Source organism: Microbacterium sp. NPDC087589 (assembly GCF_044743635.1).
Lineage (GTDB): Bacteria > Actinomycetota > Actinomycetes > Actinomycetales > Microbacteriaceae > Microbacterium.
The window spans coordinates 194,889-207,718 of the sequence record NZ_JBIUWV010000005.1 but is presented as its reverse complement, the minus strand read 5'-3'; the positions used below and the strand labels follow the sequence as shown (position 1 = coordinate 207,718).

Sequence of the window (12,830 nt, the reverse complement as noted above, 5' to 3'; positions counted from 1 at the left end):
GCTCAGCCCTTCGAGGGGTCCTTGAGACCGATGATCGTCAGGTCCGTCAGGCTGGTGCTCGGGTAGTAGCCGGCGATGTTCTCACCGGGCAGGAAGATGCCCTTGCTGAACACGAGCGGTGCCACCGGAGAGAGCTCCATGATCTGCTCGTCCAGGTCGCCCCAGGCGGTCTTCGCCTCGTCGACGTCGGTCATCGCGGTGATCTCGTCGATGCGGTCGTTGACGGCCGGGTCGTTGATCTGGGCGAGGTTGGAGTTGCCCTTCTCGAAGATGTTCCGTCCGTCGAACAGCGGCGGGATGATCGTGCTGGCGCTCGAGGCCCAGTCGGGGCACCATCCGGTGATGGCGGCGTCGTTCTGCTGCGCCGGCGTGCCGATCGTCTCGTAGTAGATCGACGTGTCGATGACGTTGAGGTTCACCGTGACGCCGAGCGGCTCGAGAGCCTGCTGGATCGCCTCGGCCTGCCCCTGCATGAGCGGCTGCGAGCGGATGTCGAGGGTGAACTCGAATCCGTCAGAGAGACCGGCCTCGTCGAGCAGCTCCTGAGCCTTCTCGATGTCGCCCTTGTCGCCCTCGGTCTCCCACAGGTTGAAGTCCTTGAAGCTCGAGACCACCGGGGGGATGATCGTGTACGCCGGGTCGGCGAGCTGCGTGCCACCGCTCGCGTTGACCAGGGCCGAGCGGTCGATCGCCCAGTTGACGGCGTCGCGCACGTTGACGTCGTCGAACGGCGCCTTGGTGGTGTTCATCGACATGTAGGTCGTGCAGAAAGCATCCGCGGTGATCGCGCGGTCTTTCAGCTGCGGGGTCTGCAGGCGCGGCAGGGTCGCTGCGCTCACGGTGCCCGAGATGGCGTTCTGATCGTCGCTCTGACCGGCGATCATGCGCTCGTCGATCGTGGCGGCGTCGATGCCGATCTCGAACTCCCAATTGTCGGGGTAGGCCTTGCGCACGTCATCCGTCGCGTCATCCCAGTACTCGTTGCGCTCGAGCACGATCGAGCTGCCGGGGGTGTACTCGGCGAGCGTGTAGGGGCCCGACGCGATGATGTCCTTGATGAACTCGTCGCCGGCGCCGGTGCCCTCGGGGAACGGCACGGCGTTGGGCTGGGCGAGCACGTTGTCGAACTCGGGGAACGGCTTCTTGAGGTGGAAGACGATCGTCTTGTCGTCGGGCGTCTCGATCGTGGGCAGGTCGCCCGTGACGTACGGCCCCTGGTATCCCTCGGGGGCATCGATGACCTGGCGCAGGTAGGGCGAGCCGATGCCGACCTGGGGGTCCCACGAGCGCGAGATGCCGAACTTCATGGCCTCCGACGTGATGGGGGTGCCGTCGTCGAAGAAGATGTCGTCCTTGAGGGTGTACGTCCAGGTGAGGCCGTCATCCGACGCCTCGCCGAGCGACTCGGCCAGGTCGGGGACGATCTTGTTGGGGTCGTCGGCGTCACCGGCGGCCTGCATGGTGAGGCCGCGATAGATGAGGCGGTAGAACGCGTTGACGCCACCGTCGAACCCACGGGACGGGTCGAGGTACGAGAAGTCGGCGTTCTGCAGCATGTGCACGGTGCCGCCCGTCTGGGGCGTGCCGTCGGTGCCTGGCTGTGAGGCGTTCGATTCACCCCCTCCGGCAGAACAGCCGGAGATGAGCAGAGCGGATGCGGCGGCCGCGGCGATGAATGCGGGGAGCCTCTTAGATGCGGTCACGAGACCAGACCTTTCTGTCGATTGCGCCATTGCGAATGGTTTCCATAGAACCCCATGACAGTGCAATGTACAACTGTACTGGTGAGACTTTTCTAGCCGAGGTTCGTGAGGAGTGGCGGTTTTGTAACAGGATCGTCATGCGGGGAGGCGGGGAGTCCGGGGCCGGTTTTGGGGTTTGACCTGGGGATGTGGGGTGGTGTTCGGCCGAAACCCACCTTCCGTGGTGAGACCCCCGACCCACGGCGAAACCCGCCTTCCGCGGTGAGACCCACGTGCAGGACATGGGTCTCGTGACCGGATGCGGGCCTCGGCGGATGTTGGGGGATGCCGACGGATGGCCAGGGCGGCGCTCGAACGAAACCCACCTTCCGCGGTGAGACCCAGGTGCAGGACATGGGTCTCATGACGGGATGCGGGCCTCGGCGGATGCCGGCGGATGCCAGGGGCGTCGTCCGAGCGAAACCCACCTTCCGCGGTGAGACCCAGGTGCAGGACGTGGGTCTCGTGACGGGATGTGGGTTTCGGTGGATGCCGGTGGATGCCGGCGGATGGCCGGGGCGTCGTCCGAGCGAAACCCACCTTCCGCGGCGAGACCCACGCGCAGGACGTGGGTCTCGTGACGGAATGTGGGCCTAGACAGATGCCGGCGGCGGCGACCGTTCACCCCGCCCTCCCCCGGCGTTCACTTCCGCCGCCTATCTTGAGTGCGGTCGCGCGAACGCGGCTAAGAATCAGACCGATCGTTGTACATACACCACAACTCCGGGGTAAAGTCAGATCCGACATACCTCGATGACGAGAAAGGCGACCATGGTCGACATCCGAAAGAAGCGCTGGTCTCTCCTGGGAATCGCTGCGGTGGCGGCCGTGACCCTGACCGGCTGCGCAGGCGGCAGCACCGAGACCGACCGCGGCTCGAGCGACGGCGGGTCGGATGCGACCCTCATCGTCTACACGAACTCGAACAGCGACGGCCGTGGTGAGTGGATCACCGAGCAGGCAGCGGATGCCGGCATCGACATCGAGATCGTGGGCCTCGGCGGCGCCGACCTCACGAACCGCATCATCGCCGAGAAGAACAACCCTGTCGGCGATGTCGTGTTCGGTCTGAACAACATGTTCTTCGAGCAGCTCAAGGCCGAAGAGGCGATCACCGCCTACGAGCCCGAGTGGAGCGGCGAGGTTCCCGCCGACGCGGGCGACCCGGCAGACGGCGCCTTCTGGCCGCTCGTCGAGCAGGCCATCGTCACGGTCTACGACGAGAACAGGATCACCGACGCTCCCTCCGACGAGGAGGACCTCTGGACCGACGAGAAGTACGCGGGCCGCTACGAGGTCAACCCCGCACTCGGCCAGGCCACCCCGCAGCTCGTGCTCGCCAGCATCCTGTCGCGTCACCTCGACGAAGACGGCGACCTGGGTGTCAGCGACGAGGGCTGGGAGCTCGTCGAGGCGTACTACGCCAACGGCTCCCCCGCTGTCGAGGGCACCGACCTCTACGCCCGCATCACGCGTGACGAGATCGACTACGGCGTGCTCCCCTCGAGCGGCATCGCCGCCCGTGACGAGGAGTACGGCACGACGACCGGCATGATCGTGCCCGACTACGGAGTGCCGTACGTCACCGAGCAGATCGCGCAGATCAACGGCACCGGCAACGAGGCCAAGGCGCAGGAGTTCATCGACTGGTTCGGCAGCGCCGAGGTGCAGGGCGAGTTCGCGGCCGAGTTCAACTCGATGCCCGTCAACGAGGGCGCGGTCGAGCAGGCCAACCCCGAGGTCGTCGAGCTCATGGGAACCCTCGACCGTCAGGACATCGACTTCGGCTTCGTGAGCGAGAACCTCGGCGCCTGGGTCGAGAAGGTCACGCTCGAGTACATCGGCTGACCCGACCGAACCCCGCCAGAAAGACGACCGGAAAAGACACATGATCCGTTTCGAAGATGTCGAGGTCGCGTTCGGCGATCACCGCGCGGTCTCGCACCTCGATCTGGAGATCCAGGAGGGTGAGTTCTTCACCCTCCTGGGTCCGTCCGGATGCGGCAAGACCACCGCCCTGCGTGCACTCGCGGGGTTCGTCGAGCCGACCGGCGGACGCATCCACATCAATGGCCGCGACGTGACGCGCGTGCCGAGCGAGAAGCGCGGCGTGGGCATGGTGTTCCAGAACTACGCGCTGTTCCCGAGCATGAACGTGCGCGAGAACATCGCGTTCGGGCTCTCAGTCCAGAAGACGTCGAAGGCCGAGCAGCGCCGTCGCGTCGACGAGATCGCCGACCGCACGGGCCTCGCACTCTCGCAGCTCGAGAAGAACGTGTCAGAGCTCTCGGGCGGGCAGCAGCAGCGCGTGGCGATCGCCCGCGCTCTCGCGCTGACCCCCAGCATCCTGCTGCTCGACGAGCCGCTGTCGAACCTCGACGCGAAGCTGCGCGTGCAGCTGCGCGAGCAGTTGAAAGACCTGCAGCACGAGGTCGGCGTGACCACCGTCTACGTCACGCACGACCAAGAAGAGGCGCTCACGCTCAGCGACCGCATCGCCGTGCTCGACGCCGGCACGCTGCAGCAGGTCGGCACTCCGGAGGAGATCTACGACCGCAGCACGACGCCGTTCGTCTGCCGGTTCATCGGCGAGAACAACCGTCTCAGCCCGGCGCAGATCACGAGCCTCGGCGGCGGACTGGATGCCACGGCCGAGAGCTACGTGCGGCCCGAGAAGCTGCACCTCGCCGAGGCCGGCGAGGCCTCGACGGCATCCGCCTCGCTCGATGGCACCATCGTCGATCGCACGTACCACGGCAGCCACAGCGTCTACACGGTGAGAGCTGAGGATGCTGCGCTGCGCGTGAGCGTTCCGGCTGCGGCGAGCGCCCGCCAGTGGAACCCGGGCGATGCGGTGCGCGTCGACGTCGACCCGCGCTGGATCCTGCAGTACCCGGCGGCGTGACATGTCGACTCCCCAGAACTCGCAGAACTCCCAGAACCCCTCGAGCTCTCACAACCACACAGACCCCGCGGTCCCGCCGTCAGCGGCCGTGACCGGAGAAGCCGGCTCCTTGACGACCCAAGCGGTTGTCGAGGGTCAGACGGCGGGACCGCGGCTCAACAAGAGAGGGCGCCCCGGCAGCGTGAAGGCGATGCTGCGCTCGCCGCTCGCCTGGATCACGGGCATCATCGTGATCTGGTTCGCCGCGGCGTTCCTCGTACTCCCCAACGCCGCGCTGCTCGGCGTCACGTTCTTCCCTGACGGGCAGTTCAGCATCCGTGCCGTCGAGAAGCTGTTCGGCAGCGAGCGTGCGCTGAAGACGCTCGGCAACAGCTTCCTGCTCGCGATCACCCTGTCGATCACGGTCAACGTGGTCGGTGTGTTCATCGTGCTGGTGACGAAGTATTTTCAGGTGCGCGGGGCGAAAATCCTCTGGCTCGGCTATGCCACCACCCTGATCTACGGTGGCATCGTGCTGGCCGCCGGTTACAACTTCATCTACGGCCGATTCGGGTTCTTCACGAACATGATGGTCAACTGGTGGCCCGACATGGACCGCGACTGGTTCTCGGGATACTTCGCGGTCGTCTTCGTGATGACCTTCGCGACCACGACCAACCACATGCTGTTCCTGTCGTCGTCGCTCGGCAAGGTCGACTACGCGTCGATCGAGGCGGCCAAGCTCATGGGCGCCTCGACCTGGACGATCCTGCGCCGCATCGTGCTGCCGGTCATGAAGCCCATGCTGTTCGCGGTCACGGTGCTGACGTTCCTCATCGGACTCGGGGCGCTGACGGCTCCCCTCGTGCTCGGCGGGCCGGACTTCCAGACGGTCGCGCCGCTGATCATCGACCTGTCGCGCAGCCCCATCACGCGGGACATCGCAGCACTCCTGGCGATCGTGCTCGGAATCGCGACGATCATCCTGCTCGCGATCATGAACCGCTTCGAGAAGTCGGGCGTCTACTTCTCGGTCGCGAAGGTGGCGACACCGATCCAGAAGCAGAAGATCCGCAGCCCGTTCGCGAACGTCGTCGTGCACGTCATCGCCTACCTGCTGTGGGTGATCTACCTGATCCCGGTCGTGCTGATCGTGATCTTCTCGTTCGTCGATGCGCGCAGCATCCTCGCAGGTTCCATCACCCTCGACAGCTTCACGCTCGACAACTACGTCACGGTGTTCTCGAGTGCCGAGGCGATCCGTCCGTTCATCGTCAGCGTCGTCTACAGCGCCGTGGCATCGATCGTCGTGGTCGGCGGGCTGCTGTTCGTGGCGCGGATGCTGCAGAAGCACCGCAACCTGCTGACTACCGCGATCGAGTACGTGCTGCACATCCCGTGGATCCTGCGGATCGTGCTGATCGCGCTCGCGCTCGTGACCGCGTTCGACGAGCCGCGGGCGATCGTCGGCGGGCTCGTACTGACCGGCACGCCGATCCTGCTGCTCATCGCCTACATCTGTGTGAAGATCCCGTTCACGCTGCGGCTGCTCAAGGCCGGGTTCGCGTCGGTGCCCGACTCACTCGAAGACGCCTCGCGCATCCTCGGTGCGAAGTCGCTGACGACGTTCCGCAAGGTGCTGGTTCCGCTGGTGCTGCCGACGGCCGCGGCGATCACGGCGCTGAACTTCAACAGCCTGCTCGACGACTACGACGCGGCGATCTTCCTCTACCACCCGCTGTTCAAGCCGCTGGGTGTGGCGATTCAAGAGAGCACGCGCGGCGAGAACAATCTCGACGCGATGCCGATCACGTTCGTCTACACAGTGCTGCTGATGATCATCATGGGTGTCACCATGTATCTCGTGTATGGACGAGGTTCGCGCGGCATGTCTTCCCAAGCGAGTGCGCCCCGCAAGGCCAAGAAGGCTCGCGCATGAGTTCTTCGGAGCCCGGTGGGCCGGGATTGCGCGTCACGGTCAGCGATGTGGCCGCGGCCGCCGGGGTGTCCCGGGCCACGGCGACCAGGGCGCTGAAGGGCGAGGGGCGCTTCGCCCCCGAGACCCAGGAGCGGATCCTCGCCGAGGCCGAGCGCCTCGGATACGTGCGCAACACGATGGCCGCCGAGCTCGCCGCCGGCCGCACCGGAACCGTCGGGCTCATGCTGCGCGACGCGAGCAACCCGGCCTACGGTCTGCTGTTCTCACGGCTGCAGGATGAGGCGCACAGGCGTGGCCTCGACCTGGTGACCGTGACGATCGGCGCCGATGAGCAGGGCGCCGAGCAGGTCAACGCGCTGCACCGACTGCTCGGGATGCGGGTGGCGGGGCTGATCGTGGCGACCGGAGGAATCACGGCCGCACAGCTCGAGCCGTTCGCCGACCAGGTGCCGATCGTGCGCGCGGGGCGGGTCGAGACGGCGGAGGGGATTCATACCGCGCACTATGACGACCCTGAGCATGGGCGGATGCTGGCTTCGCACGTGCTGTCGCTCGGGCACCGTCGGGTTGTCGTGCTGTCTGGCGCGGAGGACGTGTCGTTCGCTGAGCATCTGCGTGCGTCGGCGATGGAGGCGACGTTGGTTGCTGGTGGGGCTTCCGTGACTCGGGTGTCTGCGGGCGCTGCGCCGACCGATGGAGTGGATGAGGCGCTGGATGCCGTGCGCGATGGGGCGACGGCTGTGATGTGCGCGTCGGACTATCGGCAGCTCGCCGTCATGCGGGCGTTGCGTGCTGCGGGGCTGTCTGTGCCCGGCGACGTGAGCGTGACGGGGTGCGACGGCATCCTTCCCGGCGCCGACCTGCTGGGGCTGACGACGCTGCGGATTCCGGTCGAGTCTGTTGCCGCAGCGGCTGTGGAGACGATGCAGCGGTTGCTTTCGGGATCGGATGCGGATTCCGTGCCGACCGTTCGCCAGCCGTTCGTCGGCACCCTCGTGCGCGGGTCGACTGCCGCAACCGTCTGACTTCTGTCCTGTACTTGTTCGTCGTCTCACTGGAAGAGAAATGATCCTCACCGAGCACTCTCGCCCATCGCACACCTTCGTGCACATCTCCGACACGCACCTTCCCGGTGAACGCGCACCGCTGTATGGCAGTGGGGCGGATGCCGATGCGAACCTGGCTTCTGTGTTGTCGCGGTTGGTGTCTTCGGGGCTTCGCCCTGACGCTCTGCTGTTCACCGGGGATCTGGCTGATCGAGGGGACGCGTCGTCGTATCAGCGGTTGCGGGAGTTGGTGGAGCCGGCGGTGGAGGCGTTGGGGTGTGAGGTCGTGTGGGCCATGGGGAATCACGACGAGCGCGGGGCGATGCGGGCGGAGATGGGGCTTACCGGCGGGCCTTCGGATGCCGTGGTCGAGGTGCGCTGGTTCGGTGGGATGCGGGTGATCGTGCTGGATTCGACGGTTCCCGGGCAGCACTGGGGGCGGGTCGATGAGGCGCAGCTGGAGTGGCTCGCTGGGGAGCTTGCTACGCCTGCGCCGGAAGGTTCGCTGCTGTTGATCCATCACCCGCCGCTGCCGACGGTGCTCGACCTTGCGGTGACGGTAGAGCTACGCGAGCAGGCGGCGCTGGCTGCGGTGCTGGCGGGGTCGGACGTGCGGGGGATCCTGTCGGGGCACGTGCATCACCCGTCGTTCGGAACCTTCGCGGGGATTCCGGTGGCGGCCGCATCGTCGAGTGCGTACGGGCAGGATCTGGCTCAGCCGGTCGGGGCGACCAGGGGGCAGGATGCTGCGCAGGGGTACAACCTCGTGCACGTGTATGACGGGACGATCGTGCACTCGGTCGTCGGGCTCGAAGTCGGTGCGGATGTCGGGGAGCCAGTGGGTGCAGAAGACGCCGGTCGCCGGATCGCCGGCCGGGGGATCTCCTGGCGGGAGCGCACCCTCGGTCGTTGATCGGATTGAGCCCGTGACCCGTACGCCGCCGAAGGTAGGTGTTCGAACACCGCCAGAGACAATCGCGGAGCGCAAGACGGTCAGAGTGGTTAGGTCGGAGTCGACCCTAGCCGAACGCCGCATGCCGCTCACCGCTTTCGCTGACGCTCTTGAGTTGGCAAATACTTCGATGCAGTAGCTGTCGACACTCAGGCGGCACAAGAGCTCGCTGTCTCAATAGCGGTGAGGTTACCGTTCGTTGACGCCGGGGCCCGAGACACTCAGTCCATTGAGGTCCGCGACCCTGATCAACTCTGCTGCAGCACCGCGGATGATTCGCCGCTGATCCGACCTCGCCATCGTCCGAACCAACGGAAGCCATGGAGCCACCGACTGAGACCCGGAGGCGGCGAGCGATTGCAGGCCGTGAAGGATCCGAAGCGGGCAACGAATGCCGTCCGATTGCAGCAACGCCTTCGCGCGCTGAGTGATCATCTCCGAAGCGAATGACTCGGAAGAAAGCAACTGAATCATGGCAAAGCCCGCCTCAGCCCGGACATCCGGGTTGCCGTCATCTGCTAGTTGCAGTAACAGCACATGAGCCCACGTGGCCTCGTTCGAATTGACAATGAGCGGGATCGAGCGCGCTGCCTCCATCCGTCCGACGTTGCCGGACGCGCTGAGCCGCAACACTGCCTCGAGTCCCTCAGTTGGAGTGAGCGCTTCGAATGCCGCCGCCATGCGAAGCGCTTCCGGAGTGAGAGGCAGATTATCCCCACCAAACCATGAATCTCGACGCGACTCCGCGATCTTGCGCCAGTCGACCGCCAATCGCTCGCGAGTACTCGCGGGCACCCTCGCCGCGTTGGATGCGAGGCGCTCTAGCGCCGACTCCTTGAAGTCAGACAACACGTTCGCATCGATGAGGTGCTTAGTGACCGCTTCCCAGACGATCGGATCGTCAAAACGAAGTGCGAACGCCACGCCAACATTCGCAGGCTCGATCCCACCGAAAGCGAAGCTGCCACTAGCTGCCGCTCTTGCTTCCGCGGTGAGTGCCGAGATGATCGCTTCCCGCGCGTCACGGAGTTGCGACTCGGGTGCTTCGGGTGGAAGTCCATCATCCGCAAGTATCGCCGCCGCCTCGAGGCCCGAGGAATGCTCAAGCCCATTGTCAGGGAGTTGCAGCGCCTCACGGAGCTGGAACACCAACGCCTCAAGCTCCGGATCAGTGGCAGATTGACGTTCCACCCACTGCGACCATCTGTCGCGAACGTGATCTTGAACGCGGCTCCACTCGATCACGCCAACCACACGAGCGAGCGTATTGGACAAGGGGCGCACAAGCGCCTTCGGCTCACGGAGGAGTTCGCTCGCGCTTCGTGCGACTTCGTCATCTTGCTCGCTGCCAGGCAGGAAGCGAGCAGTCGCCTTCCACGCATTGTCAAGATGCGTCCATGCGTATCGATTCGTGCGCTTCATCGTTTCAAGATGAATCCGCGCGACATCAATGCCCTGTGCGAGCTCCGCTGGCTCAAGGATGTCTGCGGCGCCCTCCAGGACCAGCAGATCGGACTCCGACGCGTAACGATCGCGCACGGCGCGAGAAAGCACTTTGAGAGCGTCATCCCTCAAAGCTTTTAGAGGGCCTTCCGCCCGTACCCACGCGAGCGCAGCCTTGAGAGAAGCCGTGTCATTGGATTGCCGAAGTAGACGCAACGCCTCGCGCACGTGAAACTCAGCATCGTCGCGCTCAAGAAGGTGAATCTTGGCCATCTCCGCTCGGTTTGCACGCGCTACGCCCACATCGCCCGATAGCTCAGCCATGAGCAAAGCGCTGTACGCAACGTCGGTCGCTGTCTCGCGCCCGAACACTCGCTTTCCGGACGTGGATTCGAGCCGAGCTTCGAATGCCTCGCGCACGATGGCGGTGCCGCGGTTTCTCTCGAGTAGGTGTTGCCGCAGATCGATCCAACCACTCCGAGCGCGAACGACACGGACCCACCCGCGGCCGCCGAACCTCTCAATCGTCGCTTTGGCGGCCGAAGCGTTGTGCCTCATCGCTGCAAGAATGTCTCGTTGCACCCGTACGGAACTCCAGCTGATGCCCTTTGACACGGAGAATTTCTCTAGTCCGGCTACCGACGCGCTCGGCAACCAACGGTTGACCTCGGCGATGCTCGCCTGAGCATCCTCGAACCGAAGGGAGTCGCACGCGCGCACTACCCGCTGCTGATGTAGAACAGCTACTGCAAGTCGATACGACGGAGACAAATCTTGAGGAGCAGCGACATCGGACAGCTCCGTAGCAATCACGCCTAGTAGGTCGACCGAGCGGGAGGCGTCTTCGAGTTCCAGCGATCCGAGAGCGGCATATGCTGCCGCTGCGACGCGAGCGCCAACCTCCAAGTCGCCTCGCTGCGCAATGGTCCATAGTGCTTCGGTCGCTTCGGCCTGAGTTGCGGCGACAAGCGACGACTGGGCTGCGCTTACGAGCTCACCCTCCCAGCCGGGCCACGACGAACTCATGTCAGACTGCTCGCCGTCAGCATGAGCATTGCGACGTTCCGTCACTAGGGCGAGCGCCTGCGCAGCTGTGATCTCGCCTGCGCCGAAATTCGGATGAGGCGAAACCGTCCACGGCGCGAGTACCGCAGCGATCCAAGCCACGCTTACTGGCTGGATGTTCATATGGCCTCGTACCTCCTTCTTCGGGGACTAACAAGCGGGGCGCGCACTATGGCTCCGTCCTCGAGCTGTGTCGGTGGCAGCTCCATCAGATGTCGCTCTTCCAAGCATTGGATTAGCACGCGGCGACATTCCATCGTTAACGCGTCGGGAATGTTGGTACGCAGGTGACGCGCGCCACGCAACCCAGGTCCCTGACCGATGAGAAGTTCTCGAACTTCCGGCAGTCGAAGTGCGGGCTTCCTCTGCGCACATGCCACCAATAGGACGGTGGTAGATCCTAGGTCAGAGCGGGCCCGAAGGAGCGCGGCGAATGTGTCCCCCTGCACTATGCGGTCGTGGTCTCCAGCCATGTAACCGACTACAAGCAAGTCGGAGTGATCGTCCGCGGGCGCGCGAAACCGAACAGGTGACTCGCTTCGCAGCATGCCAACAGCAAGCTGGAGCGCGGACTGCCATTCAATGTCGTCGAACGGCAACAGTTCGTGCCACTCGATAACGAACTCGGCGCTCACTCAGCGACCGGCCGAATCACGAGTATGTCCGTCCGCGCGACTGTGAACTCGACCAACTCCTCGGAGGCCCCAAGTCCGCACACATCGCTGCTGATCTCTAGGGTCAGGGCATCTCCCAGCGACCGAAGCTCGACGGTCTTTGCGGTCGCTTCGAACACTTCCGGAAGCGAGGGGCAGAGCGCCTTGGTTGGTGAGTTGTCGGAGAGACTGAAAGCCAGCACTTCACGATGCTCGTTGATGAGAAGCATTGAGATGAGCGCCGCGATGATAGTCAGGATGGCACCTGTGGCGAACCACATCCCGACGTCGGTTGCCCGCATGATCTGACGCTGCACAGACTCGATCGAACGTCGATACTCCTCGGCGTCTGGCCCGCTTTCCTTGCGTTCGAAAAGCGCTTCCCACGGGCGGAAGAACTTATTGACAGCGCGACCGGCCCTTGTTGCCGCCGTCGCACGCGCGTGGAGAACGGACCCGACCACGAAGACCCCCGTTGCGAGTACTAGCAATACAACCGAGGTCATTGCCAGGACTCGCGTAATAAACGGGAAAGCGACCAGAGTCGGGTTCAAAGCCAGCGCTGCCGCGAGCGCCGCCGCGGCAGCGGCAGTAAGGGCAGCAACCGAACTCGAACGCGCTCGATACTTGTCTGTCGTGGCTATCTCGACCAGCAAGTCTTCGTCGTCGCCGCCATCCGCCATGGGGAAATGCTACCGAAGGAAACTGGCCACATAACATCAGACACGTCAGGGCGACGACGTGAACTTCCTGCGGGTTCCGCCGCACAGCGGCAGCAGATTGGGGGCCCTCGAAGCACGAAATCCGTTTGGGCTGACGGCGGCCTTCGAAGCGCGCCAGCCCACCCAGACAGAATTCAGTTCGGTCGCACCGGCGATCCAGACGCATCGGCGGAGCGGCCGGTCCATCTCAGAGTTGTTATCCGATCGTACCTTCGCGCTCAATGGACGGACACGCGGAGGTCGTGTGCACCACGGCCGTGCGACGCTGTCGCCCCTCCGCCACCGCACGCGCAATCGCCTCGCTGGGGCACTGTCATGCCTGTCCCGACCATCGAGCGTCGTCTTACTCCACATGATGATCATCGGTGGCGCTCTCACTCGCGC

Annotated in this window: 8 protein-coding genes; 5 read left to right on the top strand and 3 right to left on the bottom strand. The window is 64.7% G+C overall.

Translation table 11 applies throughout. The features are described from left to right. Positions 1-2: 2 nt before the first annotated feature. A complete protein-coding gene (locus ACIOU8_RS12640; RefSeq protein ID WP_400789949.1) occupies positions 3-1,703 on the bottom strand; it encodes an ABC transporter substrate-binding protein in 1,701 nt (566 codons plus the stop codon). Positions 1,704-2,513: 810 nt separating this feature from the next. Here ACIOU8_RS12640 and ACIOU8_RS12635 point away from each other — a divergent pair. From ACIOU8_RS12635 to ACIOU8_RS12615, 5 genes are all read left to right on the top strand, one after another. After that, complete coding sequence (locus tag ACIOU8_RS12635; protein WP_400789947.1) at positions 2,514-3,590, top strand: extracellular solute-binding protein; 1,077 nt, start codon at positions 2,514-2,516, stop codon at positions 3,588-3,590. A 40-nt stretch (positions 3,591-3,630) separates the two neighbouring features. Beyond that, the gene (locus ACIOU8_RS12630) at positions 3,631-4,647 is read left to right on the top strand and encodes an ABC transporter ATP-binding protein (RefSeq protein ID WP_400789944.1); all 1,017 of its coding nucleotides are present in this window, start codon (positions 3,631-3,633) and stop codon (positions 4,645-4,647) included. A gap of 109 nt (positions 4,648-4,756) precedes the next feature. Continuing rightward, a complete protein-coding gene (locus ACIOU8_RS12625) occupies positions 4,757-6,565 on the top strand; it encodes an ABC transporter permease (protein WP_400789941.1) in 1,809 nt (602 codons plus the stop codon). Further along, complete coding sequence (locus ACIOU8_RS12620; RefSeq protein ID WP_400789938.1) at positions 6,562-7,590, top strand: LacI family DNA-binding transcriptional regulator; 1,029 nt, start codon at positions 6,562-6,564, stop codon at positions 7,588-7,590. Before ACIOU8_RS12625 ends, ACIOU8_RS12620 begins: the two co-directional genes overlap by 4 nt. A 40-nt stretch (positions 7,591-7,630) precedes the next feature. Further along, complete coding sequence (locus tag ACIOU8_RS12615) at positions 7,631-8,524, top strand: metallophosphoesterase (protein WP_400789937.1); 894 nt, start codon at positions 7,631-7,633, stop codon at positions 8,522-8,524. A gap of 228 nt (positions 8,525-8,752) precedes the next feature. On the opposite strand, the gene ACIOU8_RS12610 is transcribed toward ACIOU8_RS12615, so the two are convergent. Further along, entirely contained in the window at positions 8,753-11,194 is a 2,442-nt protein-coding gene (locus ACIOU8_RS12610) for a hypothetical protein (RefSeq protein WP_400789934.1), read from the bottom strand. A 508-nt stretch (positions 11,195-11,702) separates the two neighbouring features. After that, positions 11,703-12,407, bottom strand: a complete 705-nt coding sequence (locus ACIOU8_RS12605; protein WP_400789932.1) for a hypothetical protein — start codon at positions 12,405-12,407, stop codon at positions 11,703-11,705. Positions 12,408-12,830: the final 423 nt, after the last annotated feature.

Bases quoted from the DNA above. Each gene is read 5' to 3' on its own strand.
- ACIOU8_RS12635 (WP_400789947.1), top strand. From the start codon at position 2,514: ATGGTCGACATCCGAAAGAAGCGCTGGTCTCTCCTGGGAATCGCTGCG.
- ACIOU8_RS12630 (WP_400789944.1), top strand. From the start codon at position 3,631: ATGATCCGTTTCGAAGATGTCGAGGTCGCGTTCGGCGATCACCGCGCG.
- ACIOU8_RS12610 (WP_400789934.1), bottom strand. From the start codon at position 11,194: ATGAACATCCAGCCAGTAAGCGTGGCTTGGATCGCTGCGGTACTCGCG.
- ACIOU8_RS12605 (WP_400789932.1), bottom strand. From the start codon at position 12,407: ATGGCGGATGGCGGCGACGACGAAGACTTGCTGGTCGAGATAGCCACG.
- ACIOU8_RS12620 (WP_400789938.1), top strand. From the start codon at position 6,562: ATGAGTTCTTCGGAGCCCGGTGGGCCGGGATTGCGCGTCACGGTCAGC.
- ACIOU8_RS12615 (WP_400789937.1), top strand. From the start codon at position 7,631: ATGATCCTCACCGAGCACTCTCGCCCATCGCACACCTTCGTGCACATC.